Annotated in this window: 23 protein-coding genes; 2 read left to right on the top strand and 21 right to left on the bottom strand. The window is 65.0% G+C overall.

From position 1 onward, the window contains the following. Positions 1-7: 7 nt before the first annotated feature. Positions 8-1,438, bottom strand: a complete 1,431-nt coding sequence (gene pdxR, locus AABA84_RS30535; RefSeq protein ID WP_338314003.1) for a MocR-like pyridoxine biosynthesis transcription factor PdxR — start codon at positions 1,436-1,438, stop codon at positions 8-10. A gap of 100 nt (positions 1,439-1,538) precedes the next feature. On the opposite strand from pdxR, the gene AABA84_RS30530 reads away from it, so the two are divergent. Then, a complete protein-coding gene (locus AABA84_RS30530; protein WP_338309085.1) occupies positions 1,539-2,453 on the top strand; it encodes a DMT family transporter in 915 nt (304 codons plus the stop codon). Here the strand turns inward: AABA84_RS30530 and AABA84_RS30525 are convergent. The 16 genes from AABA84_RS30525 to AABA84_RS30450 all read right to left on the bottom strand — a co-directional run bounded on the left by AABA84_RS30525 (position 2,432) and on the right by AABA84_RS30450 (position 16,548). After that, the gene (locus AABA84_RS30525) at positions 2,432-3,490 is read right to left on the bottom strand and encodes a YeeE/YedE family protein (protein WP_212248077.1); all 1,059 of its coding nucleotides are present in this window, start codon (positions 3,488-3,490) and stop codon (positions 2,432-2,434) included. The two genes, AABA84_RS30530 and AABA84_RS30525, sit on opposite strands and share 22 nt — an antisense overlap. 2 nt (positions 3,491-3,492) lie before the next feature. After that, positions 3,493-4,497 carry a quinone oxidoreductase family protein gene (locus AABA84_RS30520; protein WP_212248075.1) on the bottom strand — a complete coding sequence of 335 codons (1,005 nt, stop codon included), beginning with the start codon at positions 4,495-4,497 and terminating at the stop codon, positions 3,493-3,495. A 77-nt stretch (positions 4,498-4,574) separates the two neighbouring features. Next, complete coding sequence (paaK, locus tag AABA84_RS30515; protein ID WP_338313974.1) at positions 4,575-5,906, bottom strand: phenylacetate--CoA ligase PaaK; 1,332 nt, start codon at positions 5,904-5,906, stop codon at positions 4,575-4,577. Positions 5,907-5,943: 37 nt separating this feature from the next. Next, positions 5,944-6,393, bottom strand: a complete 450-nt coding sequence (paaI, locus tag AABA84_RS30510; protein ID WP_212248072.1) for a hydroxyphenylacetyl-CoA thioesterase PaaI — start codon at positions 6,391-6,393, stop codon at positions 5,944-5,946. 101 nt (positions 6,394-6,494) lie between these two features. Next, a complete protein-coding gene (gene paaE, locus AABA84_RS30505) occupies positions 6,495-7,577 on the bottom strand; it encodes a 1,2-phenylacetyl-CoA epoxidase subunit PaaE (RefSeq protein ID WP_212248071.1) in 1,083 nt (360 codons plus the stop codon). A 2-nt stretch (positions 7,578-7,579) separates the two neighbouring features. Further along, positions 7,580-8,083 carry a 1,2-phenylacetyl-CoA epoxidase subunit PaaD gene (gene paaD / locus AABA84_RS30500; protein WP_338309089.1) on the bottom strand — a complete coding sequence of 168 codons (504 nt, stop codon included), beginning with the start codon at positions 8,081-8,083 and terminating at the stop codon, positions 7,580-7,582. Beyond that, on the bottom strand, positions 8,077-8,853 hold the full coding sequence (gene paaC, locus AABA84_RS30495) for a 1,2-phenylacetyl-CoA epoxidase subunit PaaC (protein ID WP_338313973.1): 777 nt from the start codon (positions 8,851-8,853) through the stop codon (positions 8,077-8,079). Before paaC ends, paaD begins: the two co-directional genes overlap by 7 nt. Beyond that, positions 8,853-9,140: a 1,2-phenylacetyl-CoA epoxidase subunit PaaB gene (gene paaB, locus AABA84_RS30490; RefSeq protein WP_028143420.1), complete on the bottom strand. Its 288-nt coding sequence runs from the start codon at positions 9,138-9,140 to the stop codon at positions 8,853-8,855. Before paaB ends, paaC begins: the two co-directional genes overlap by 1 nt. A 10-nt stretch (positions 9,141-9,150) precedes the next feature. Beyond that, complete coding sequence (gene paaA / locus AABA84_RS30485) at positions 9,151-10,143, bottom strand: 1,2-phenylacetyl-CoA epoxidase subunit PaaA (RefSeq protein WP_212248068.1); 993 nt, start codon at positions 10,141-10,143, stop codon at positions 9,151-9,153. A gap of 75 nt (positions 10,144-10,218) precedes the next feature. Beyond that, complete coding sequence (paaX, locus tag AABA84_RS30480) at positions 10,219-11,085, bottom strand: phenylacetic acid degradation operon negative regulatory protein PaaX (protein ID WP_212248067.1); 867 nt, start codon at positions 11,083-11,085, stop codon at positions 10,219-10,221. A gap of 215 nt (positions 11,086-11,300) precedes the next feature. Next, entirely contained in the window at positions 11,301-12,071 is a 771-nt protein-coding gene (locus AABA84_RS30475; RefSeq protein WP_338309092.1) for an esterase/lipase family protein, read from the bottom strand. A gap of 188 nt (positions 12,072-12,259) precedes the next feature. Further along, entirely contained in the window at positions 12,260-13,546 is a 1,287-nt protein-coding gene (locus tag AABA84_RS30470; protein ID WP_038947065.1) for a DUF445 domain-containing protein, read from the bottom strand. A gap of 247 nt (positions 13,547-13,793) precedes the next feature. Next, on the bottom strand, positions 13,794-14,249 hold the full coding sequence (locus AABA84_RS30465; RefSeq protein ID WP_212248064.1) for a phasin: 456 nt from the start codon (positions 14,247-14,249) through the stop codon (positions 13,794-13,796). Positions 14,250-14,495: 246 nt separating this feature from the next. Next, a complete protein-coding gene (locus AABA84_RS30460; RefSeq protein WP_338313972.1) occupies positions 14,496-15,089 on the bottom strand; it encodes a GNAT family N-acetyltransferase in 594 nt (197 codons plus the stop codon). Continuing rightward, entirely contained in the window at positions 15,086-16,168 is a 1,083-nt protein-coding gene (locus AABA84_RS30455; RefSeq protein WP_338313971.1) for a PHA/PHB synthase family protein, read from the bottom strand. Before AABA84_RS30455 ends, AABA84_RS30460 begins: the two co-directional genes overlap by 4 nt. Further along, complete coding sequence (locus AABA84_RS30450; protein WP_338309093.1) at positions 16,165-16,548, bottom strand: hypothetical protein; 384 nt, start codon at positions 16,546-16,548, stop codon at positions 16,165-16,167. The genes AABA84_RS30455 and AABA84_RS30450 overlap by 4 nt, the downstream gene beginning before the upstream one ends. Before the next feature lie 168 nt (positions 16,549-16,716). Here AABA84_RS30450 and AABA84_RS30445 point away from each other — a divergent pair, with 168 nt between their 5' ends. Continuing rightward, positions 16,717-17,631, top strand: coding sequence for an alpha/beta fold hydrolase (locus AABA84_RS30445; RefSeq protein ID WP_338313970.1), 915 nt, complete (start codon positions 16,717-16,719; stop codon positions 17,629-17,631). Here AABA84_RS30445 and AABA84_RS30440 read toward each other — a convergent pair. The 4 genes from AABA84_RS30440 to AABA84_RS30425 form a co-directional block, all read right to left on the bottom strand. Then, a complete protein-coding gene (locus tag AABA84_RS30440; protein WP_212248060.1) occupies positions 17,628-18,302 on the bottom strand; it encodes a spermidine synthase in 675 nt (224 codons plus the stop codon). The genes AABA84_RS30445 and AABA84_RS30440 overlap by 4 nt on opposite strands. A 30-nt stretch (positions 18,303-18,332) precedes the next feature. Continuing rightward, a complete protein-coding gene (locus tag AABA84_RS30435; protein ID WP_338313969.1) occupies positions 18,333-21,569 on the bottom strand; it encodes a bifunctional cytochrome P450/NADPH--P450 reductase in 3,237 nt (1,078 codons plus the stop codon). 114 nt (positions 21,570-21,683) lie between these two features. Beyond that, on the bottom strand, positions 21,684-22,679 hold the full coding sequence (locus AABA84_RS30430; protein WP_212248057.1) for an alpha/beta fold hydrolase: 996 nt from the start codon (positions 22,677-22,679) through the stop codon (positions 21,684-21,686). Positions 22,680-22,689: 10 nt separating this feature from the next. Beyond that, the gene (locus AABA84_RS30425; RefSeq protein WP_338313968.1) at positions 22,690-24,240 is read right to left on the bottom strand and encodes a wax ester/triacylglycerol synthase family O-acyltransferase; all 1,551 of its coding nucleotides are present in this window, start codon (positions 24,238-24,240) and stop codon (positions 22,690-22,692) included. Positions 24,241-24,247: the final 7 nt, after the last annotated feature.

The following is a 24,247-nucleotide window of genomic DNA, read 5'->3' as shown; positions in this document are numbered from 1 at the left end:
GGCTGCGCTAGAAGCAGGATGCCATTGTCCGCACTGCCGCGCTGATCTCGTTCTCGCGCCAGGCCGCAAAACCGAGCAGCAGGCCGTGATCCCGCGGCCGGTCCAGCGCCAGGCTGGACAGCGCCCGCGTTTCGACGCCCGCGGCAGCCAGTCGTTTGACTGCCGCCCGATCGGCGGTGCCGCGTTTGAAACGGGCGACGAGCTGGATGCCGCCCGCGGGCACTTCGACCGAGAGCATCTCGCCCAGATGGCGCTGCAGTCCTGCAACGAGGTGGTCGCGGCGCGCGTGATAGAGCCGGCGCATCCGGCGCAGATGCGCGAGGAAATGCCCGTCAGCGATGAACTCGGCCAGCGCTTCCTGGACGTGACTCGCGGCGATCAGCCCGATGTGCCGCTGTGCGATTTCAAACGCGCCGACCAATGCCGGCGGCACGACCAGATAGCCGAGCCGGATGTCCGATGTCATCACCTTCGAGAAGGTACCGACATAGAACACGCGGCCAAGGGCATCGAGCCCCTGCAGCGCCGGCACCGGCCGGCTGTCATAGTGGAATTCGCCGTCGTAATCGTCCTCCACGATCCAGGTCCTGCCGGGCCTGCACAGCCTGAGAAATTCGGTGCGGCGCGCCAGCGACATCAGCCGTCCGGTGGGATGCTGGTGCGATGGCGTCATGAAGATCAATTTCGGGGCCGCGAGACCCGGCATCCGCTGCATGCCCTGCGCGTCCAGCCTCATGCCGGTCACGCGCGCGCCGGAGGCACGGAACGCGGCGGCCGCGCCGGGATAGCCGGGATCCTCGACCCAGACCTCGTCGCCGGGGGAGATGAGAACAGCCGCGATCAAGGTCAGCGCGGCCTGCGCGCTCGGCAGGATCATGATCTGCTCTGCCGTGGCGCGAACGCCTCTGCCGGCGGCCAGATAATGCGCGAGCGCCTCACGCAGGCGCGTTCGGTTGAGCGGTCCGAGCTCGCGTTTGGCCGCACGCACGGCGCTGCGGCGCAGGCAGCGAGCCCAGATCTCGTTCGGAAACTCCCGCGCATCTCCAAGCCCTGGACGCAACGGTCTTAGCGGCGCCTGATAGGACATCGGCCAGTCGGTCTGCTTGAGCTGCGAGGCCCAGGGCGAAAGCCGCGGCTTGCCGATGCGCACGCGCGCCGCAACGGCCTCCGCTCCTTGACGCCGTTCGCCGCCGTCGACGATGACCACCGGACGGCGGCCGTGCGACGCCTCGAGATATCCCTCCGCGGCGAGCTGCTCGAACGCATAGGTGACGGTGTTGCGGGAAACGCCGAGATCGCTGGCGAGCCGGCGGCTTGACGGGAGCGTGCGGCCTTTGCCGAGGCGGCCCGTCGCGATCAAGCCTCGGAGCTGGCTCGTCAGTTGAGCCACTAGGCCGTCGTCGCCGGCCCGCTTCAGGCCGATCAGGGCCGAGATCATATCATCCGGAACTGGCACCTTGATCCTTTCTGATCTGGCGCTTTTGTGGGTACCAGCGTGGATGCTATCTGCCAGACCGGACTGCTTCAAGGATCTTGCGATGAACTCCCTGTCCCCCCGCGCGGCCGTCGGCCTGTTCCTCATCGTCGTGCTGGCCTGGGGCGTGAACTGGTCGGTGACGAAGCAATTGGTGCAGCTCGTCCCGCCGCTGTGGAGCTCGGCGATCCGGAGCTGGATCGCGCTCGCAGGATTGTTTGTCATCCTCGGACTGAGCAACAATCTCGTGATTCCGGAGCGGCGCGACGTGCCGGTTGTCCTCAGCGTCGCGCTGCTGCACATGACGCTCTTCTCCATTCTGGTCGCGGCCGGCCTGCGCTTCCTGCCCGCGAGCAAGGGCATCGTGCTCGGCTACACCACGCCGCTCTGGGTCGCGATTGCGGCGCCCCTGCTCGGGAAGGACACACTGACCGCACCCAAGCTTGCCGGCGCCCTGCTCGGACTGATCGGTCTCGCCGTGATCCTGAATCCGTCCTCAATAGACTGGAGCAACGCCAACGTCGTGCTCGGCGCCGGCATGGTCATCCTGGCCGCGATCTCGTGGGCTGCGAACATCATCTACATCCGCGCGCATCGCTGGATCGCCTCCCCGCTCCAGCTCCTGATCTGGCAGGTGCTCGTGGCCACGGTCATACTCTCGACCCTGGCGATGGTCATCGACGGGCTGCCGCACGTGGAATGGTCATGGCGGCTGGCCATGCTGTTCCTTTACTCCGGCCTGATCGGAACCGCGCTGGCCTATTGGGCGATGTCGATGGTCAACAAGAGCATCTCGGCGCTGACGACGTCGCTTGGCACCACTGGGACGCCGCTCGTCGGCATCGCCAGTGCGGCGATCCTGCTGGGCGAGCCCCTCGACATGAGCCTCGCCGTCGCGGCCGGATTGATCGTCACCGGCATCGGACTTGCGACGCTCGGCGACCGGCTGTTGCGCGGTCAAGCCATCGCGAGCGGTTGAACCCGCAGCACGCCACGCAAACCTGCGGTCGTGCCGAGCAGTATGCCGGCGAGCGCGACGAACGAGCCCAGCGCCAGCGTCGACACGCCCGTGAGCCCCTGCCCGATCGAGCAGCCGAACGCCATCACACCACCGATGCCCATCAGCGCGGCGCCGCTGCCCGAGCGCAGCATGTGGCGGGGCGAGGAATAGCCTTCAAGCTTGAAGCGGCCCGTGGCGAGTGCGGTGATGAGGCTGCCGGCGAGGACGCCGGCGACCGTCGCAATGCCGAAATTGAGCGCCAGGCCGGTCGAGAGCATGGCATATTGCAGCGCGTCCGCGATCGGCGCGATGAAGGTGAGCGAGGTCACCGGAACCGGATTGAAGTCGTCGGCACCGAGATAGCCGGTGACAAACCAGCCGGCGGCGACGAGCAGGCCTACGACGACGCCCGCCGCGATCTGGCCCGGCGAGCGCCGAAACATCGGATGCGCGAAGGCGAACAGGATCAGCACGACGACGAGCACCGCGGTAGCCAGCGCGCGCGAAAGAGCTTCAGCTGGACCAAGCGTCGCCAACAGGGACGGCAGCGAATTGGCGCTGACGGTGGTTTGCGAGGCCTGAACCAGCGCGATGCGCGCCGGTGCGATCAGACCCTTGAGCGTCATCTGCGCAGCGATGGCGAGCACGATCACGACGACGAAGGAGCGGAGATTGCCACGGCCGAGCAGCACCAGCGCGCGCGAGCCGCAGCCGTTCGACAGCACCATGCCGTAACCAAACAGCACTCCGCCGAGGAACAGCACCGGCACCGAGAACGTCTGCTGCAGGTAGATCGACTTGCCCAAATCGGCCATGCCGTTGCCGGCGAGGAACTGGCTGGCGGCGATCGCAACGGCGATCGCCAGCGCATAGGTCCGCACCAGCCGCCCGTCTCCCTCCGCGAGCCAGCCGCGCATGCTGCTCATCAGGCAGAAGCCGCTGAGCAGACCGACGGCGCCGTAGACAAGGCCGATGGCGAGGCCGGCGAAGGTGACGAGTGCTGCGGACGAATCCATGATTACGGCTTCAGGACCACGCGATCCCGCGAAGAGCCGGCAACCGCGACATACGCCTCCTTGGCGCGCTCCAGCGGATAGACGGCATTCGCCTTGATCGGGAACGGCTTCAGCTGGCCGCTCGCAAAGCCCGGGCCGAGATCGCGCAACACCGCGCCTGTCGCGGCCGACGACAGGCCGAGGGTGTCGATGCCGACATAGGTGTGCTGGCCCCGATAGAATTCGAGGATGTTGAACTGCACGATGCGGTCGATCGCGGCGATCAGTATCTGACGGCCACGCAATGCGAGCGACTTGTGCGCGGCCTGGAAATAGGGATCGCCGACGGTATTGAAGACGATGTCGGCCCCCTTGCCGCCGGTCAATTCGCGCACGCGCGTGGCGACGTCGGTCGCGGACGCGTCGATCACCTCGATGGAAGCGTTGGTGTGGCCTTCGTAAGCCTCTGCCTTGCGTACCACGCCGATGACGCGCGCGCCCTGCCAGGTCGCGATCTGCACCGCGGCCTGGCCGACCTTGCCATTGACGCCGAACACCAGAACCGTCTCGCCGCTCTTCGGCACGCCCGCGCGGCGAAAACCTTCCATCGCGGTGACGAAGGGCACGCCGATGCCGGCGGCCTCCTCCCAGGACACTGCCTTCGGCTTATCGACGACGGCGTCAGCTTCGACGACGAGATGGGTTGCGTGAGTGCCGTCGCGGCGGATGCCGAGATCCCCGGAGGAGCCGAACACCTCGCGGCCGACCGTGCCGGCCGGCCCGTCGATCACCACGCCGGAATAGTCGCGGCCCGGCGTGCGCGGGAACACGGCATAGGGCATCAACCCGGTCGCGGCCTTCACGTCGGAGGGATTGACGGCGGCGGCCTTCACCTCGATCAGGAGATCATTGGGGCCGCGCGTTAGCGTGTGGCGCTCGACCACCGGCGCGACCGCGGCGGCGTTCTCGGCCTTGGCATTGAGGCGCACGCAACGCGCTTCGACGGTTTTGGTATCGGCTGGCGACATGGAAAGACCCGCGATTTCTCGCGGGCCTTGTCGCCTTTGGGGCCGATCAAGTCAATCGGTCAAGTCAATCGGTCAAATCAGTCCTTGGGCCGCTTATCGTAGAGGCGTTTGGCCTTGCCCAGCGAGCGTTCCAGCGTGGCGGGCGCGACCACCTGCACCCTGGAGCTGATGCCGATGGTGTTCTTGATGTGCGTCGAAATCCGGCCGGCGTGGTCGAGGAGACCGCGGCCGTCCCAGCTTTCGGATCGCGCCTCCGCGATGATGGTCAGCTCGTCCATACGGCCTTCGCGGGTCAGTTCCAGGATGAAGTGGCCGCCGCACCAATCGGTCGCGAGCAGCACCTCCTCGATCTGGGTCGGGAACAGGTTGACGCCGCGCAGGATGATCATGTCGTCCGAGCGGCCCGTCACCTTCTCCATCCGCCGCATGCCCGGCCGCGCCGTACCCGGCAGCAGCCGCGTCAGGTCGCGGGTGCGATATCGGATCACCGGGAAGGCTTCCTTGGTGAGCGAGGTGAAGACCAACTCGCCCTTCTCACCATCCGGCAGCACCGCACCCGTTTCAGGGTCGATCACCTCGGGGTAGAAATGATCCTCCCAGATGTGCAGGCCGTCCTTGGTCTCGATGCACTCCTGCGCGACGCCGGGGCCGATCACCTCGGAGAGGCCGTAGATGTCGGTCGCATCCATGTCGAAGGCGTCCTCGATCTCGCCGCGCATCGCATTGGTCCAGGGCTCGGCGCCGAAGATGCCGACCTTGAGCGAGCACTGGCGCGGGTCGAGCTTCTGGCGCTTGAACTCGTCCAGGATCGCCAGCATGTAGCTCGGCGTCACCGTGATGATGTCGGGCCGGAAATCGTTGATGAGCTGCACCTGCCGCTCGGTCATGCCGCCCGAGATCGGCACCACGGTGCAGCCGAGTCTTTCAGCGCCGTAGTGCACGCCGAGGCCGCCGGTGAAGAGCCCATAGCCGTAGGCGTTGTGGATGATCATGCCGGTACGGCCGCCGGCCGCGCGGATCGAGCGCGCCATCACGTCCGACCAGGTGTCGATGTCGGCCTGGGTATAGCCGACCACGATCGGCTTGCCGGTCGTGCCCGAGGACGCATGCACGCGCACCAGCTTTTCGCGCGGCACGGCGAACATGTTGAAGGGATAGTTGTCGCGCAGATCCGTTTTCACCGTGAAGGGGAATTTCGCGAGATCGGAGAGCTCGCGAAAATCGGACGGATGCACGCCGGCCCCGTCGAAGGCCTTGCGATAATGCGCGACGTTGTCATAGGCGTGCTTCAGCGACCAGGTCAGCCGCTGCTTCTGCAGCGCCCTGATCTCGTCGCGCGAGGCACGCTCATGCGCGTCCATCTCGGCGCTATAGGCGCTGCCACCTTCCTTGAGTCTCGTCAAAGCCATCCTCGTTTCCCACCATCGATTTGTTTTTCTTGATTGATTATTGGTCTTGCGTCGGCAGCCACGTGCCGGGAATGACGCGCGAATGTCCGCGGAATTCCGCAATGACGGTGTCGCTGACGGTGACGCGCACGTCATAGATGCCGGAGCGACCGCCGCGCGTGATCTCACGTGCCTTCGCAACGAGGCGATCGCCGAGCTTGCCCGGCTTGATGAAGGTGATCTGCCCCTGCGCGGCGACCACGCGTTCGTTGTGCGAGTTGCAGGCAAAGGCGAAGGCGGAATCGGCGAGTGTGAAGATGAAGCCGCCATGGGCGATGCGCTGGCCGTTGACCATGTCCGGCCGCACCGTCATCGCGAGCGTCGCGAAGCCGGGGCCGATCTCGACGATCTCCATGCCGAGCCCCTTGGAGGCATCGTCCTCCGCCCACATCGCCTCAGCGCAGGCGCGGGAAATATCCTCGGGCGACAGGGCAGCTTTGACGTTCACGCGCTTCTCCCGGCCAGATGTTTGCCCATGATGTTCTGCTGGTTGGCCAAAACTGTCAAATAATGCGACGCATTTGCATCGTCAGCGTCTGACATGCCTGCTCAGACATGGTCATAATCGACCACGACCCGCTCCGATGACGGCTTGGCCTGGCAGGTCAGGACGAACCCGGCCTTCAGCTCCCACGGCTCCAGCGAATAGTTGATGTCCATCGGCGCCTCACCTTCGACCAGCTTGGCGCGGCAGGTCGAGCACATGCCGCCCTTGCAGGCGAAGGGCAGATCGACGCCGGCGCGCAGCGCGGCATCGAGGATCGCCTCGTCCTCGGCGACCGGAACGTCGCGGCGCTTGCCGTCGATGATCAGCGAGGCGATCGCTTTCGGCGGCGCGTCGGGCGCCACCGCCTTCTTCGGCCGCGGCTTGCCGCCGAACTCGGAGACGAAGCGCTCGACGTGGATACGCTCTTCCGCGATGCCGAGCTCGCGGCAGGTGGTCTCGATGTCCTCGCTCATGCCAAGAGGGCCACAGATGTAGAGATGATCGACGCTAGCCGCCGGAACCAGCGAGCGCAGCAGCACCCTCACCTTGTCACCGTCCAGCCGGCCATGCAGGATCGGAATGTCCTGCTCCTCGCCGGAGATGACGTGGAAGATCGACAGGCGATCGATGAAGCGGTCCTTCAGCTCCTCCAACGCCTCGAGGAACATGATGTTGTCGGTGGTGCGGTTGCCGTAGAACAGGAAGAAGCGGCTGTCCGGCTCGCGCGCGAGCGTGCCCTTCACGATCGACAGGATCGGCGTAATGCCGGAGCCTGCGGCGAAGCCGACATGGATGCGTGCACTATCCGCCGGCGGGACTGCACCGAAGCGCCCGGTCGGCGTCATCACGTCGAGCTGGTCGCCGCATTTCAGCTCGTCCGCCGCCCAGTTCGAAAACGCGCCGCCGTCGATCTTCTTCACGGCGATACGAATCTCGCCGTCATCAGGGCCGGAACAGATCGAATAGGAGCGGCGCACCTCCTCTCCGTCGAGCGTCGTGCGGAGCGTGAGGTACTGGCCGGGCGTGAAAGCGTAATCGCCGGCGAGATCGCCGGGGATGGCGAAGGTCATCGAGACGGCGTCGGACGCCTCGCGGCGAAGGTCGCTGACGGCCAGTCGATGGAAGCGGGGTGCGGCTGCTGACATGGTCAATGACACTTGAAATAATCGAAAGGTTCGCGGCAGGCCTTGCAGCGCCACAGCGCCTTGCAGGAGGTCGAGCCGAATTCGGAGAGCAGCTCGGTGTCTCCGGAGCCACATTGCGGGCACGCCACGGCCTGCGCGCCGAACAGCGCGCGGCGCGAGCTCGAGGCTTGCGGCGGCGCGATGCCGTAGGCCCGCAGCTTCTGGCGGCCCTCCTCGGTCATCCAATCGGTGGTCCAGGCCGGCGACAGCACGGTCCGGACTTTTGGACTGCTAAAACCGGCGCGCTCCAGCGCCAGCTCGATCTCCAGCGCGATCATGTTCATCGCCGGGCAGCCGGAATAGGTCGGCGTAATCGCGACCTCGACGTGGTCGCCGGCCAAGGCGACATCCCGGAGCACGCCGAGATCGGCGATGGTCAGGACCGGAATCTCCGGATCGACCACGCTCGCCGCAGCGTCCCAGGCGCGCCGGTGCAGCTCGCTGTCACGGTCGAGCACGCTCACCATGTCAGCCCCGGAAAGGTGCGCTGCATCGATTGCAGCTCGGACAGGAGATGGCCGAGATGTTCGCTGTGCCGGCCCGCGCGGCCGCCCTGCTGCATCCAGTCGTTCTGCGGCAAGACCAGCGTGGCTTCGCTGGCGACACTGGAAAGCGTCTGCAACCAGCGACCACGCAAGGTGCCGGGATCGATCGCGATACCGGCATGGATCAGGGCGCGCTCGCCGTCGTCGACGGCAAACATCTCGCCGGTGAAGGCCCAGAGATGATCGATCGCGGCTTGCGCGCGGGCGTGGCTCTCATCGGTGCCGTCGCCGAGGCGGATGAGCCACTCCGAGGCGTGGCGCAGATGATAGGCGCTCTCCTTCTCCGACTTGGCGGCAATCGCGGCCAGGGTCGTGTCGCGCGAATTCATCATCGCGCGCCAGTAGAGGTCGGCGAACGCGGAATAGAAGAACTGTCGCACCAGGGTCTGGGCGAAGTCGCCATTGGGCTGCTCGACCAGCAGCAGGTTGCGGTACTGCCTGACGTCGCGCAAGTAAGCGAGCTTGTCCTCGTCGTTATCCCCGCCTTCGGTCTTGGCGGCGTAGGTGTAGAGCTCGCGCGCCTGGCCGATCAGGTCGAGCGCGATGTTGGAGAGCGCCATGTCCTCTTCCAGCATCGGCGCATGCCCGCACCATTCTGACAGCCTATGGCCGAGGATCAACGCATCGTCGGCACGGCGCAGCGCGTAGAGCACCAGCGGTGTTTGGGAGACCTCGATGTTGGCGACCGCCATCACATATGTCCCACTTCTTCCGGCACCTCGTAAAAGGTCGGATGCCGGTAGATCTTCGATTCCGCCGGTTCGAACATCATGGCCTTCTCGGCGGGATCGCTCGCGGTGATCGCAGTCGACGGCACGACCCAGATCGACAGGCCCTCGCCGCGGCGGGTGTAGATATCGCGGGCGGCTTGCAGCGCCATGGTGGCATCGCTCGCGTGCAGCGATCCCACATGCTTGTGCGCGAGCCCGTTCCGGCTGCGAATGAAGACTTCCCACAGCGGCGTGTTCGGCGTGGCCATATCGATCTCCCTACTCGGCAGCTTGCGCAGTCTGGCGATGCGCACGTTTGGCGGCATAGGCCGCCGCAGCCTCGCGCACCCAGGCGCCGTCGGCGTGCGCCTTGCGGCGCGCGGCCATGCGGTCGCGATTGCAGGGGCCGTTGCCGGCGAGCACCTGCTTGAATTCGGTCCAGTCGATCTCGCTGTAGCGCCAGTGGCCGTCCGCATCCTGAATCATGCCGGGATCGGGAATCGTGAGGCCGAGATATTGCGCCTGCGGCACGGTTGCATCGACGAATTTCTGGCGCAGCTCGTCATTGGAGAAGCGCTTGATCTTCCACTTCGTCGAGGTGTCGCTGTGCTGGCTCGTGCTATCTGGCGGGCCGAACATCATCAGCACCGGCCACCACCAGCGGTTCAGCGCATCCTGCGCCATCGCCTTCTGCTCGTCCGAGCCGCGGCACAGCGTCAGCATGATCTCGTAGCCCTGGCGCTGGTGGAACGACTCCTCCTTGCAGACCCGGATCATCGCGCGTGCATAGGGGCCGTATGAGCAGCGGCACAGCGGGATCTGGTTCATGATTGCGGCGCCGTCGACCAGCCAGCCGATGGTGCCGATATCAGCCCAGGTCAGCGTCGGATAGTTGAAGATCGAGGAGTACTTGGCTTTGCCCGCGAGCATGGCATCGACCAGCTCCTCGCGCGATGAACCGAGCGTCTCGGCGGCGGCATAGAGATAGAGCCCGTGGCCGCATTCGTCCTGCACCTTGGCGAGCAGCGCGGCCTTGCGGCGGAGGGTCGGCGCACGCGTGATCCAGTTGCCTTCCGGCAGCATGCCGACGATCTCGGAATGGGCGTGCTGGGAAATCTGGCGTGTCAGCGTCTTGCGATAGGCCGCGGGCATCCAGTCGTTCGGCTCGATGCGTTCCTCGGCGTCGATGCGGCCCTGGAACTGCGCAGCTCTGGCCGCGTCCTCAGGGCTGCGGTCATCCGCCTCGGCCGTGTTGAGCGCCTGGGTATACATGCGCATCCTCCCGTTTTATTGGGAGGCAATGTATAACAAAAATCATGTCATGCAAGATATTTCTGTAACATAAAATCAGACCCCGAACCTCCTTTCCAGAAGCTTTCGCGCCGGCGGCAATGGCCCCTTCTCGTTGGTTCCATGTTCATCAAGCCATTGTTCGGAAGAGGCAAGCAGCGCGCGATAGATTTCGCCGCACAGGTTCCGTGCCGCCCTGCCCGGCCAGTTCGTCGGCAGCAGGCTTTCGGGCAATAGCGGATCGCGCAGCACGACGCGGCGATAGTAGTGGATCAGGAGGATGCGCGCCGTGAACGCGTCGGCCTCGGACAAATCCGTGCCGCGGCCGATCGCGGCGCGCAGCGGCTCGAACGTCTTCATGAATTTCAGATAGGCATCCGCGGTGCGATCCAGCGGCCAGCTTGCGCTGAGCAGGCGACGCCCGCTGTCATCCTCGGCCGAGACTTCGAGGCGGATCGCGCCCGAGGCTTCATCCGGCACCGGCAGGCCCGACGGCGCGACCCAAACCCCCGGCAGCGGACTGCCGAAGCCGGCGTTACGGAGCGCTTCGCGCGAGACGTCGCGATCTCCGCCATTGCCGATCAGGAGCAGCTCGAAGCGCCCGGTCCAGTCGGATGGCGGCGGATCGTAGATGTGGCGTGTCGCGGCCTCGAAGGTCTGGCGGCCCTTCTCAGCGAGCCGATAGAAGCTGTTGCGGCCGACCTTTTCCCGCGTGAGCCAGCCATCGGCCGCAAGCCGCGACATCGTGGTGCGCACCACGCCGCTATCGATGTCGAGACCGTCGAAGAATTCGAGCAGCGTGCCGAGCCACACCGAACCGCCGCGGGGCACGATGGCATCGCCGAACACGGTGATGACGATGGAGCCGGTGCGCGACGGTTCACGCTTGAGCTGGTCGATGATGCGGGAAAGCGGATGCGCCATACGCGAGGCATAGCGCGTTTGATGCGGGCGCGACAATGGACGGGTGCGACGCCCTTACTCCCCCACTCCCCGTTCTTACGGGGAGAGGGTTGGGGTGAGGGGCTGCTTCAGCAAACTCGCCGATGGATGGACTCGCGGAGACTCCCCCTCACCCGGAATTTGCTGTTCGCAAATTCCGACCTCTCCCCGCACGCGGGGAGAGGCGAAGAAAGAGCTCACCGATGCGGATCTGGATAGGCCAAGCTGCGCCAGCCGCTGCGGTCGAACGGCCGCCACTGGCCTTCCTTCTGTGCGAGCCGGTCGGCGACCGCATAGACCGCGGCGGGATGATGGCCCATGCCGCAATGGCTGCTCTCGACCTCGATGCTCTCGGTCTGGGCTCCCTTCTTCTCCATGCAGCCCTGCCAGGCGCAGACGCCGTCGGTGCGGCTGAAGATGGCGGTGGTCGGCACCGGCGGGGGCACCGCGAGCTCGCCGCCGAACCGCGGATCGACCTCGTCCGACTTCCGACCGCTCGCCCATTCATAGACGCGCCAGGCATTGGTCGAACGGGGATTGCCCGCGAAGGGGCTGCCAAGCGTGATCACCTGACGCACGCGCTCGGGCATCATCTTGGCGAGCTGGCGCGCATAGAGGCCGCCGAGGCTCCAGCCGACCAGGCTGATCTTGCGGCCATGCGTGTCGCTGAGCTCCTCGACCAGATCGACCATGGCATGCTGCACGCCCTCGCGCAGGCCATAGTTGCGGCCCTGGCGCCAGCCGCTCACCGCATACCCCTTGCTGGTCAGAAACGTGCGTAACGCACGCGTGGATTCATCGGAGGCGACGAGGCCCGGCAGCACCAGCACCGGGTGCCCATCGCCGCGCGGCGCGAGGCTCAGCAGCGGCAGCGCGCCGAGGAATGCACCGAACTCGTGGATCGCGCGCCCTTCCATAAACATCAGTGTTCGGGACGGCGGACGCAGCGTCTGGGCAGTAGCGGTCATCAATGTTTCCCCTGAGAAGGCGCCGGGCGCGATGCCGGCAAATGGGCATGAATTCCAATACGCCGGCTTCTTGATCGTTCCGCAGCGCAACATGAATCAGCTAGGCGGCCGGTTCCCGACATTCAAGCGGGAGAGACGAAAGCCGACAATAGGCCCGCGCGTTAATGCTAACGGCCGTGACGCAAAAGTCACAGCAATCGAAGCAGGAATTCTACGGAGTAGAGCGCAAGCCCGGCGAGTCCACCGATCAGCGAACCGTTGAAGCGGATGTATTGGAGGTCGCGCCCGATGTTGATTTCGATCAGCGAAATCAGCTGCGCCATGTCCCAGGCCTTGACCTGGTCGGAGATGAAGATCGAGACGCCGCTCTTCTGGTCGGCGACGAAGCTGCGCAGCACCGTCACCAGCCCCTTGTTGATCTCGTCGCGCAGCTCGGCATCGCCGGCGAGCGCATCGCCGGCGGAAACGAACATGCCGGCGAGATGATGCTGCAGCACCTGCGTCTCGCCGCTCGCGCTGCGCTCGATGAAGGAGCGTGTGTTGGCCCAGACGGTGCGGGCGAGGTCGGCAAGCTCAGGCCGCGCGAGGAGGTCACGCTTCAAGCCGGCGATGCGGTCGATATAGGCCTGGTCAGTGCCGAGCCGGTCGACGAAGCTCAGCACCATGCGGTCGAACTCGCCGCGGAAGGGATGCTTGGGATCGCTGCGCACTTCATTGAAGAACGCGGTGGCAGAGGCCACGATCTTGTTCACCAGAAACTTGTCGGCTCGGTAGAGCCGCAGCAGGGTCGGCAATTCCGCGCGCACCTTCTCGCGGATCATCCCCATCGTCTCTTTCTGGTTCAGCGTCTCGTGCATCACGCGCAGGAGATCGTCGAACAGGATCTGATGGCGCCCCTCCGCCACGAAACCGCGCAGCGTGCCGGCGGCAAGCGGCGCAAGGTCGATGGCCTGGAGCTGCGATGACATGCGGCGGATGATGAAGGTCATCAGGCCCGAGCTCTCCGTCGCCGAGACGGCCTCAGGCAACAGACGGAGCGCAAAGCGCGCGAGATCGTCGCTGCGCTTGCGGTCGCGCAGCCAGTCGGCAACGAAGGAGCCGAAATCGATCTCCTTCAGCTTGGCCTCGACCGGACCCGCCTCGAGGAAATGTACCTGGATAAATTCGCCGAGCTTGTCGGCGATGCGGGCCTGGTTGCTCTGGATGATCGCGGTATGCGGGATCGGCAGGCCGAGCGGCCGCTTGAACAGGGCAACCACGGCATACCAGTCGGCGAGGCCGCCGATGGTCGCGGCTTCCGCAAAGGCGGCGATGAAGCCGAACACGGGATGCGCATTCAGCAGCAACTTCGCGACGACGAACAGGGCAAGCGTCGAAGCCAGCACCAGCGTCGCCAGCGCTTTCACGCGGCGCAACTCGGCCGCGCGTTCGGCATCGCCGGGGGTGTCGAAGGAGAAGGCGGCGGGAGGGGTCATAGCGGATACTTAGCGTGTCAGTCTCCGCGTGTCCCGGACGCGGTGCAGCGTGCAAACGATGCACCGCAGAGCCGGGATCCAGCAAGCATCCGATGCAGGATGGCCCCCGGATCAGCAGTGCACCACGCCACTGGACGATGCTTCGCATCGCCAGGGGGCGCGCTGCACTGCATCCGGGGAACGCAAGAGAAGAACAAAAGGCCCGCCGAAGCGGGCCTCAAATTCAGTTTTGACTCAGGGCGCCGGATCAGGCGGTCTTGTTGTAGACCTTGGCAAAATTGTCCTGAGCGGACTTCGCACCGTTGGCGGCGAGCTGGCCGAAATAGTCGGCGGTCGCCTTGGCGCGCGAGACGAACACTTCGCCGCGGGCGCGGAGCAGGCTCGACTGGATCTCGACGGCTTCGCTGACCGACTTGGCGGAAGCAAGCTTGTCGATGCCGGCGAAGAACGCCTGGGCGTCGTCATAGATCGCCTGCTGGATATTGCGGCTGATCTTGCCGGCCTCGGTGACGGACTCGGTCACCGCGTTCTCGACGGCGGCGGTCACGCGCTCGGAGCCAGCGAACACCTCGGCAGCACGGTCCTTGGCGGTGTTGGCGGTCTTCTTGACGAACTCGCGGGCGGCCTCGGGAACCTCCAGGTTCTGGATGTTCTTGAAAGCGTCCTTGAAGCCCTCGAAAGCGGTGTTGGTTTCAGTGGTCATGGGGTTCTCTCCATCCTCATTGGTCTGAGCTATGGGCTCACCCCGTCCTCGATGGCCCGGGGCACGACTTATATGGCATAGTTAATTGTGCGATGCAATATTCATATTGCAGTGCGACATCACGAAACTGTGAACAGCCTTAACGGGAAGCAATATGATGCCTCCGTGGCCAGGCCGGTTCCCGGACAACGGTCGGACCGTCTCTCCCCGATGCTGGACGGCGGTCCTGGTGCTGGACGGCGCGTTTTAGTGCTGGACGGCGCCTGGCAGCCCGTAAGCCTCCATCTGGGCCTGGACCTGCGCGATGTTGTGGCCGAGCACGACGATGTCATGGGTCTTGCCGTCGACGTCCCGGACGTGGTCTCGCAGCAACGCTTCGGCCTTGAAGCCGAGGCTCTCGAACACCGCAATCGCCGCCTGCTGATCGACCGTCATCTGGACCGAGAGTTTTTCCAGGCCCGCGCCGAGCGCGAGCGCGAAGGTCTCCTGCGACAGCGCCCGCCCTACCCCCTTCCCGCGCACATCGAGCGAGACCACCATGCGGATCTCGCCGACATGGGGCGACCAGGAATGCGGATCGCGCACCAGCGTGCCGCAGCCCACGACCTTGCCGTCTTTCACCGCGAGCAGGCTCGTGATCGCGCCACGCTCGATCTCCTTGACCCAGGCCGACAGCACCTTCGGCTCGCTGATATTGCGCGGCAGGAACAGCAGGTCGTGGGTCGGCAGCCCCTTGCCGAACGCGAGCACCGCGGCCTCGTCCGCGGGCGACATCAGGCGGATCTCGATATCGCCGGCGTCGGTCTTGACGTGGCGCGGATAGGTACGCTGCTCGCTCATGTCGATCTCTTTCCCAGCCAGGAGTCCAGTTTCGGCCATAGCCGCTTCACCGCGTTGGCGCCGGCGACAAGCGAGACGTGACCGCCCTTCAGCATCACCTCTTCCTTGTCCGCAGAACCAATCTTCGCGATCAGGTGCTTGGCGGCCTCATACGGCACGATGTGATCGTGCTCGGCGACCGCATGCAGGATCGGCACCTTGATGTCCTCGAGCTTCGCGGTGCGGCCGCCGACCGAGATGGTGTCGTTGAACAGCTTGTTGTCCCACATCAGGTCTTTGGTGATGGTGCGGAAATACTCGCCCGCCAGCGGCAGCGTGTCGGTCGCCCAACGGTCGAACATGCGGTAGGACTTCACGAACTCGTCGTTCCAGATGTTCTCCCAGAGCTGGATCTGGCTCACCGTGCGCGAAGCCGGACGCAGCATCTCGAACGAGGACAGGATCATCTCCGGCGGCACGTTGCCGACACTGTCGACGAGACGGTCGACATCGAAATAGCGGCGGTCCGAAAAATTCGAGAACAGCTTCATCTCGCGGAAGTCGATCGGCGTGGTGAAGCAGATCAGATTCTTCATCGGCCCGTTCTGGTGGATCGCGCCGTAGAGCAGCGACAGCACACCGCCGAAGCAATAGCCGATCACGGAGACGTCCTGCTCGCCGGAATCAGCTTGCACCCGGCGAACACAGTCCGGAATGAAGTCGAGAACATAGTCCTCCATCCGCAGGCTCTTCTCCTCCGGCCGCGGCGCGCTCCAGTCGAGCATATAGACGTCGTAACCGCGCTTGAGCAGGAATTCGATGAAGCTCTGGCCGGGCACGAGGTCGAGGATGTAGCCGCGATTGGTGGTGGCCATCACGATCAGCACCGGTATGCGGTAAATCTCGTCCGACATCGGCCGATAGTGATAGAGATTCATGGTGCCGCGTGAATGCAGCACGTCCTTCGGCGTCGAGCCGAGCGAGGGGCCCGAGGTCGAGAAATATTCAACGCCCTTGATGCTGCGCTGGATCGCGCGCTGGACCTCGCTCTGAATGCGCTCCGGGATGGATGCGAAATCAAGTCCGGGAGCTGCATTCATGCCTGCTCTCCGCCCTCAGACGGCGGACGCTTGGTGCGCGGCGGCCGCAATGCGGAATCGGCGCCCTGAGACACGCCGGCGCTTGCAGCCATCTGGCTCAGCAGCGACTTGATCTCACCGATCTGGCCTTCGATAGCTTGCAGCCTTTCGGCAAGGCCAGTGACCTGCTCCCGGCTCGGCAGGTTCATGGAGACCAGATACTTTTCCATAAGCTCGCCGAGCTGCTTCTGAGCACCTGCAGCAACTCCCCCCGCACGGTTCATCGCCTGTGAAAACTCGGGCGACGACATGGCCTGGTTGGCGAAGGAATTGAACCCCTTCTCCATCTCGCCCATCATCTTCTGCCACATGGCGACCGGGTCATTGGTCTTGTCGGTCATCGGCGTCCTCCAGATGTCGAGAGCTGCGATGCCCTTCTTTTTTGCCATACCACACCGTTGCGCCGTGCCGGTCAACCGGCAAGCAGCGGCTCGGTGCCGCGCGCGGCTTTCATTGCAACGGGAAACCGTGCGATACAGCATCAGTCAAACGCTTGAGGGAACGCGCCCGTGAACGCCCATCAGCCGCCCCAGACCGCCCGCGCCAACGGCATCGACATCTGCTACGAGATCTTTGGCAACGACAATGCCGAGCCGCTGCTGCTGATCATGGGGCTCGGAGCGCAGATGATCCATTGGGACGATGCGTTCTGCGAGCAGCTTGCCGCGCGCGGCTTCCGCGTGATCCGCTTCGACAATCGCGACATCGGCAAGTCGAGCCATCTGACGGGCGGCAAGCGGTTGACGCCGCTCGAGCTGCTCAAGCTGCGCTTCCTCAGGATTCCCGTCGCCGCGACCTACAAGCTGATCGACATGGCGAAAGACACGGTCGGGCTGATGGATGCGCTCGGCATCAGATCGGCGCATCTGGTCGGGGCGTCCATGGGCGGCATGATCGCGCAGGAGGTCACGCTGTCGTTTCCGCACCGCGTGCGTTCGCTGACCTCGATCATGTCGACGACAGGAAATCCGCGCGTACCGCCGCCGACGCGCGAGGCCGCCGCAATGCTGATGGCGCCGCCGCCGCGCAGCAAGGAAGAGTTCATCGTCCGCTACGGCCAGACCTGGAAGGTGTTGCGCGCCGGACATTTTCCGGAAGAGGAAGCGCTCGACCCTGAACGCGCCGAGCGCGTGTTCGCGCGCGGGCTCAATCCGGCCGGCGTCGGCCGCCAGCTCCGCGCGGTGCTCGCGTCCGGCAGCCGCAAGGAGCGGCTGCATGCCGTGCAGACGCCGACGCTCGTGATCCACGGTACCGTCGATCCCTTGGTGCGGCCTGAGGGCGGCAAGGACACGGCGGCGTCAATCCCGAACGCAAGATTGTTGATGATCGACGGTATGGGCCATGCACTGCCGATGCGGTTCTGGCCTGAGATCATCGGCGCCATCGACAAGCACGCGCATGGCGCGGCGGCGCAGGCAGCTTAACTCTTCTTCGCCATCCAGATCACATGGCGCGCACCGCCGCCCCTGCCGGTCGCGCGGACATTGACCTCGTTGACGTCGAAACCGGCGCTGCGAAGTCGCTTGGTGAAGGCCGGGTTGGGTCCCGACGACCAGACCGCGAGCACGCCGCCCGGCCGCAGCGCCGTCTTCGCCGCCTTCAGCCCGCTCGAACTATAGAGCGCATCATTGCCCTTGCGGGTCAGTCCCTCCGGCCCGTTGTCGACGTCGAGGAGAATGGCGTCGAAAGCCGTCCGCTGCGCCCGGATGATTTCGCCGACGTCGGTTTCCCGAATGCTGACCCTGGCATCGTCGAGGCTGTCGCCGAACACCTCCGCCATCGGGCCCCGCGCCCACGTGACCACCGCGGGGACCAACTCGGAGACCACAATCTTTGACTTGGCTCCAAGCACGGTGAGCGCTGCACGCAGCGTAAAGCCCATTCCGAGGCCGCCGATCAGGACGACGGGCTTGGCGACTTTCTCGATCTGCTTCGCTGCAAGCGTCGCGAGCGCAGCTTCCGAGCCCGACAGGCGGTTGTTCATCAGCTCGTTGGTGCCGAGCTTGATGGAAAACTCCTTGCCCCGCCGCATCAGGCGGAGCTCTTCGTCGGAGCCGGGGATTTTGGCGGTGTCGATTTTTTCCCAGGGAATCATGCCAGAGGTTTAGCACGACCGGGAAGACAGTCACCCTCCCGCCCAGACGTCCAGCACGTAGCGGTTCTTCGCGCCCATTTCCTCGATCCAGCGCGCACTGACGGCGGCGTCGCGGCCGCTCTTCTCGCGGTGGATCGCGACCAGTGCCGCCTTCACGTCCGGCTCCATCTTGCCGCCGTCGCCGCAGACATAGATGATCGCGCCCTGCTCGATCAAAGGCCAGACCTTGTCCTTCTGCGCGGCGAGCACGTGCTGCACATAGGTCTTCGGTCCGTCCCCGCGCGAGAACGCCGTGAACAGCTCGGTGATGCCGCTTGCCGCCAGCGCCTTCAGCTCGTCCGCGTAGAGAAAATCCTGGTCGGGATGACGACAGCCGAAGAACAGCATCGCGGGTCCGAGGGTGGCGCCCTTCGCCTTGCGCGCGGCGCGCTCCTGGAGGAAGCCGCGGAACGGCGCAAGTCCCGTGCCGGGGCCGATCATGATGATGGGCACAGACGAATCGTCGGGCAGACGGAAGCCGGCCTTGGTCTCGCGTACGGTGGCGTAGATCGCATCGCCGGCGCGCCGGTTGGCGAGGTAGTTCGAGCAGATGCCCTTGTAGGTGCCGCGGCCGGAGGCGGCCGGCCCTTCGACCACGCCGACCGTGACGCTGCAGCGCGCCGGGTCGACCGACGGCGAGGACGAGATCGAGTAATAGCGCGGCGCCAGCAGCGAGAGCATTTCCAGATAGACGTGGAACGGCAATTCGCAGGCCGGATATTCCAGCAGCAGGTCGAACACCGATTTGCGTCTGGCGAGAATCTCATTGCGGTAACGCTCGAGCGGCGCAGCCTCCTCGCCGACGAAGGCCAGCAGCTTCGGCTTGGTGACCGGGCAGCGGGTGTGCTCCGCCATGATCTGGATCTGCTTGCGCGTCGCCACCTGCTGCAGCTCGACGAACTCACTGAGCAGGCGGCCGACCGACACGGCGTCTCCCACCGGCAACTGTGCGCGGCGCCCCTCGGCGACCTGCAGCCTGATCTGGTCGCCCGGCAGGAAGCCGAAGCGGCGGGCGACTGAGTCCACCAGCGTCGGATCGTTGCGCGGGACGACACTCAAATGATCGCCGACCCGGTAGCTGACGTTGGACGGCAGTTGCACCTCGATGTGGCGCGTCGAGCGCTCCGACGGATTGAGCCCGCTCTTGTTCTGAAGCTCGTCGTTGGCGAGCACCTTCATCGCCACCGCGCCGCCCTGCGCGACGATGGTGTTGACGGCGCTCACCGCGACCGGCTCGATCGCATAGAGCGGATCGTCCTCGGCGGTGCGGGTGAAGTTCCAGTCGATGCCGAATTCCTTGGTCGCGACCTGGGCCGCCGCCGGGAACCATTTCTGGAACTGGCCGTCGAGATCGCTGCGCGCATCGCCCTCGCCGCGCGGATAGACCGCGCGCGCGCCATGCGCCGACAACTGCTCGTCGATCAGGCGCGGGACCGATTGATAGGTCGCAGCCCAGTCGCTGTTGCCGCAGCCGAACACGGCATAGCGCACATTGGCGAAAGCATCCTTCGGCAGATCGCCGCCGAGCCATTTGACGAACTGCGTCGCGTTGTCGGGCGGCGCGCCGTTGTAGGAGGCGCAGATGATCAGAACGCCGCCGTCCTGCGGCAGCTTGCCGACGTAGTCGTCGAGCGGGCCGAGATGCACCGCAAAGCCGTTGATCTCGGCGAGATCGGCCATGCGCGTCGCGAGTTCCTCGGCGGTGCCGAGATTGGAGCCGTACAGCACCAGCATCGGCGTGTTGTGGCCGGGCCGCGCGGTCGGCTGACGCGGTGCCTTTGGCGCCGAAGACGTAGCCGCGACAGGTCCGCCATAGGCGCCACGCTCGCGATCGGCGCGCGGACGCACCTTGATCTTGAAGCCTTCCGGCTTCATCGTCAGGGTTTCCTTCAGGTGCATCTGGTAGCGCTGGTGATCGATCAGCTTGAAGCGCTGCAGGATCATGCCGAGCGCGAGCGCGGCCTCGTGCATGGCAAAGCCGCGGCCGATGCAGGCGCGCTGGCCGTTGCCGAACGGCTTCCAGGCATTGACCGGCCGCTTGGCTTCCGCTTCGCGGCTGAAATTCTCGGGATCGAACGCATCCGGATTCGGACCCCAGACGCTGGGATCGCGATGCAGCGCCGTCACCAGGATCGTCGTGAACGTGCCCTTGCGAAGCTTGTACTTGCCGCCGCCGAGCGTCTCGTCCTTCAGCGGCGAGATGCCATAGGCCGGCGCGGGCGGCCAAAGCCGCAGCGCCTCTTTCAGGATCTGCGTGATGTAGGTGAGCTGCGTCACCTGCTGATAGGTCGGCTTCGCGTTGACGTCGGGGCCGAAGACGCGATCGACCTCGTCATAGGCCTTCTTGAGGATCTCCGGATGCTTGAGCAGCGCATAGAGCGTGTAGGACAGCAAGCCGCTGGTGGTCTCGTGGCCCGCGATCAGGAACGTGTTGATCTGGTAGCGGATGTTGACGTCGTCGAGCTGCTCGCCGGTCGAACGATCTACGCCGGTCATCATCGCCGCGAGCATGTCCTTCTTGTCGTCGATCCCTTCCGCGCTCTTGCGGCGCTCGGCAATGATCTCGTCGACCATCTTGTTCATGAAGGCGACGTCTTCGGCGAGCGTCTTGCGCCGCTTCTGCATCCAGAGCTGCTCGAACGGCAGGCCGCGCGTCATCATGATGGTTTCGAGCGAGCGCACCAGCGACTCGACAAAGGGATGGTAGTCGCGCCGGTAGAACGAGTTGAAGCGGTACTCGAAACCGCACAGGCCGATGGTGTCCAGCGTCAGCGCCGTCATGTCGTGGACGACGTCGATCTCGTCGTCCGCGTTGAGCCGCTCCCATTTCTGGACGAGCTGCTCGGCGATATCGACCATGCTCGGATGATAGGACTGCATGGCGCGGTTGCCGAACGGCTGCAGCAGGATGTTGTGCGCCTTGCTCCAGTTCGGCTCTTTGGTATCGGCCGTGAACAGGCCGTCGCCGCCGACCGCGCGCACGCGCCGCAGCGCGCCGCGCACCGTCTTGTCGAAACGCTTCTCGTCGGAGAGCTCGTCGACGAGATCGTGGCCTGACACGACCACGATCGGCGAGCCCATCATGTCGAGCCAGAAGATCGGACCGAGTTCCTTGGCGAGCCGGGTCAGATGCTGAACGGGGGCTGCCGAGTCCAGCGACAGCATGTTGCCGACCACGGGCTTGGTCGGCGGATGCGGGATCGGGTCCAGACGATTCTTGGATGACATTGACGTGCGTTTCCCCTGCCTTGCGTCATTCCGGGATGGTCCGAAGGACCAGACCCGGAATCTCGAGATCCCGGGTTCGACGCTACGCATCGCCCCGGGATGACGACTGCGTCGTCACCCAAACCGCCTTCTACGCCATTCGATCAGCTTGGCGCTGACCTCTTCCGGCTTCTCCTGCTGCGTCCAATGGCCGCTGTCCTTCACCAGATACTTCTCGAGATCGCCGATCAGCTTCTCCATGCCGTCGGCCGCCGAGGGCGGCAGCACGGCATCGTTCTCGGCCATGATCATCAGCGACGGCACATGGACGTGATGATCCAGCCCCTTCGCGCGCTCCCAGTTGCGCGTGAAGTTGCGATACCAGTTGATGCCGCCGGTGAAGCCGGTCTTCGTAAACGTGTCGACGAACACCTTCTTCTCGTCGGCCGACAGGATCGGCGTGCGCGGATCGACCTTGGCGTCATAGGCCGCGATCATCTGCGGGAAGGCCAGATTGGTTTTTGCCGAGGCGCCGACGCCGGCGATCGGCGGCTCTTCCGGCTTCGCCGGCGGCCGGGCCAGCGGCTTGCGCATGAAGGCGTCAAACGTCTGCTCGACGCGGCTGCCGAAGATCTTGTCCGGCTCGCGCGCCGGATCCTGGAACTGGACGATGTACATCTGGTCGCCGAAGCGCTGGCGGAACAGCGCAATGGGATCGATCGGCGAGCGGTCCCAATGCGGGGTGTTGACGCCGACGACACCGGCAACGCGCGAGGGGTGCCGCAGCGGCATCTGCCAGACGACGAAGCCACCCCAATCGTGACCGACGAAGATGGCCTTCTCGATGTTGAGATGATCGAGCAGCCCGACGAGATCGCCGGTCAAATGCTCCATGTCGTAATCCTCGACCTGCTCGGGCCGGTCGGTCGCGCCATAGCCGCGCTGGTCCGGCGCGATCACCCGGATGCCGGCCTCGCTCAGCGCCTTGATCTGGTGACGCCAGGAAAAGGCGAGCTCGGGCCAGCCGTGGCACAGCACGATCGGCGGCTTGTCGTCGGCCGGGCCCGCCTCGTAATAGCCCATGCGGATTCCGTTCGTCGTCGCGAACTTGAGCGGCGGCATGTCAATCATCACGAGATTCCTATTCCGCAGCGCCCTTGATGTCGGTCGCCGGCGGCGCGTAGGCCGCCTCCAAAGCGGCAAACTCCTCCGGCAGCATGTCGCACATCACCTGCACATGCGGAATGATGTTGGCGCCGACGATGAAGCCGAAATCGAGCTGGTCGCGGTAGCTCTGCACGGTGATGTTGAGCGCCTGCCCGTGCGTCGAGATCGACACCGGGAAGATGTGCAATAGCTCCGCGCCGGCCGCATAAAGCGTCTGCCGCGGCCCGGGCACGTTGGACACAGTGATGTTGGCGGCCGGCGGCAGCACGTCCGACAGGTTCGAGCGGCTATAGAGCAGCGCCAGGATCTGCACCATGATCGGCGCGCCCAGCATCGAGATGTTGGAGACCTGGGGCATCAGCGCGCGCAAGGGATGCGACATCTCCTTGGACTTGGTCGATTGCGCGATGATGGCTTCCAGCCGCGCCTTGGGATCGTCGATGTTGGTCGCGATCGCGCAGATCATGCCGAACACCTGGTTGTTGGCCTCGGTGTTGCCCTCCTCGCGCAGCGAGATCGGCACCGCCGCGGTCAGCGATTTCGCCGGTAGCGTGCTGTACTCCTTCAGGTAACGCCGGACCACGCCGGAGGCGAGCGCCAGCACGACGTCGTTGAGCTTGCCGCCGGCCTGCTTGGCCAGCGCCTTCGCCCGCGACAGCGGGATCGACACGCCGGCAAAGCTTCGCTCCGAGGAGATGGTCTTGTTCAGCATGGTCGGCGGCGACACCATGCTGGCGAGGCTCTCGCGCGACTTGGGATCGGAGACTTTGCCGAGCACCTCGGAGACGCTCTTGACCATGGTCGGGATATTGCCGGCAAAGCGCACCGCGCTCTCGATCTGGTACATCGCGTTGTCGAACAGGATCGAGCCGATGTCGCTCTTGCCGGTACGCGGCAGTTGCAGGTTCTGAGCGGCCTTGCCGGCGTCGAGCGGCTGGTTGAACAGCTGCTGGTAGGAATCCAGCAGGTTCGCCGCGATGTCACGCGGCTCCTGTCCCGGCTTGCTGCCAGCCGCTGGCGGATCGACCTTCCGTGGGATCGGCGAGATATCGTAGATCATGTTGGTCAGCGCCGCACCGGCGCCGCCGTCGATGGCGGCATGGTGCATCTTGGAATAGAGCCCGACCTCGTTGTCCTTCATGCTCTCGAACACGTAGAACTCCCAGAGCGGGCGGGCGCGGTTCAACAGCTTGGCGTGCATCCAGCCGACGATGCGCTCGAGCGTGGCGCGGTCGCGCGGTTGCGGCAGGCTGGCGCGGAAGATGTGACGGTCGATGTCGAACTGATCGTCCTCGACCCAGGAGGGATGATCGATGTCGAGCGGCGCCTTCTCCAGCCGCGCCTTCAGGATCGGCGCGATGTGCAGGCGCGAGACGATCATCGCCTTGAAGTCTTCGAAGAAGTCGCCCTTGTAATCGTCGGGCAGGCGAAAGATCGCCATGCTCCCGACATGCATCGGCATCTCCGGCGTTTCCAGATAGAGAAACGACGCGTCCAGCGACGACAGCTTCTTACCGTCAGCCATAATTCCC

Source organism: Bradyrhizobium sp. TM239, assembly GCF_036247985.1.
GTDB lineage: Bacteria > Pseudomonadota > Alphaproteobacteria > Rhizobiales > Xanthobacteraceae > Bradyrhizobium > Bradyrhizobium ottawaense.
This window is presented reverse-complemented; position numbering and strand designations above follow the sequence as displayed.

Bases quoted from the DNA above. Each gene is read 5' to 3' on its own strand.
- AABA84_RS30530 (WP_338309085.1), top strand. From the start codon at position 1,539: ATGAACTCCCTGTCCCCCCGCGCGGCCGTCGGCCTGTTCCTCATCGTC.
- paaD (WP_338309089.1), bottom strand. From the start codon at position 8,083: ATGGTGAGCGTGCTCGACCGTGACAGCGAGCTGCACCGGCGCGCCTGG.
- AABA84_RS30470 (WP_038947065.1), bottom strand. From the start codon at position 13,546: ATGACCCCTCCCGCCGCCTTCTCCTTCGACACCCCCGGCGATGCCGAA.
- AABA84_RS30465 (WP_212248064.1), bottom strand. From the start codon at position 14,249: ATGACCACTGAAACCAACACCGCTTTCGAGGGCTTCAAGGACGCTTTC.
- AABA84_RS30460 (WP_338313972.1), bottom strand. From the start codon at position 15,089: ATGAGCGAGCAGCGTACCTATCCGCGCCACGTCAAGACCGACGCCGGC.
- AABA84_RS30435 (WP_338313969.1), bottom strand. From the start codon at position 21,569: ATGTCATCCAAGAATCGTCTGGACCCGATCCCGCATCCGCCGACCAAG.
- AABA84_RS30455 (WP_338313971.1), bottom strand. From the start codon at position 16,168: ATGAATGCAGCTCCCGGACTTGATTTCGCATCCATCCCGGAGCGCATT.
- paaX (WP_212248067.1), bottom strand. From the start codon at position 11,085: ATGGCGCATCCGCTTTCCCGCATCATCGACCAGCTCAAGCGTGAACCG.
- AABA84_RS30450 (WP_338309093.1), bottom strand. From the start codon at position 16,548: ATGACCGACAAGACCAATGACCCGGTCGCCATGTGGCAGAAGATGATG.
- AABA84_RS30430 (WP_212248057.1), bottom strand. From the start codon at position 22,679: ATGATTGACATGCCGCCGCTCAAGTTCGCGACGACGAACGGAATCCGC.
- pdxR (WP_338314003.1), bottom strand. From the start codon at position 1,438: ATGATCTCGGCCCTGATCGGCCTGAAGCGGGCCGGCGACGACGGCCTA.
- AABA84_RS30425 (WP_338313968.1), bottom strand. From the start codon at position 24,240: ATGGCTGACGGTAAGAAGCTGTCGTCGCTGGACGCGTCGTTTCTCTAT.
- AABA84_RS30475 (WP_338309092.1), bottom strand. From the start codon at position 12,071: ATGACCGCTACTGCCCAGACGCTGCGTCCGCCGTCCCGAACACTGATG.
- AABA84_RS30520 (WP_212248075.1), bottom strand. From the start codon at position 4,497: ATGTCGCCAGCCGATACCAAAACCGTCGAAGCGCGTTGCGTGCGCCTC.
- paaK (WP_338313974.1), bottom strand. From the start codon at position 5,906: ATGGCTTTGACGAGACTCAAGGAAGGTGGCAGCGCCTATAGCGCCGAG.
- paaC (WP_338313973.1), bottom strand. From the start codon at position 8,853: ATGGCGGTCGCCAACATCGAGGTCTCCCAAACACCGCTGGTGCTCTAC.
- AABA84_RS30525 (WP_212248077.1), bottom strand. From the start codon at position 3,490: ATGGATTCGTCCGCAGCACTCGTCACCTTCGCCGGCCTCGCCATCGGC.
- AABA84_RS30440 (WP_212248060.1), bottom strand. From the start codon at position 18,302: ATGATTCCCTGGGAAAAAATCGACACCGCCAAAATCCCCGGCTCCGAC.
- paaE (WP_212248071.1), bottom strand. From the start codon at position 7,577: ATGTCAGCAGCCGCACCCCGCTTCCATCGACTGGCCGTCAGCGACCTT.
- paaB (WP_028143420.1), bottom strand. From the start codon at position 9,140: ATGGCCACGCCGAACACGCCGCTGTGGGAAGTCTTCATTCGCAGCCGG.
- paaA (WP_212248068.1), bottom strand. From the start codon at position 10,143: ATGTATACCCAGGCGCTCAACACGGCCGAGGCGGATGACCGCAGCCCT.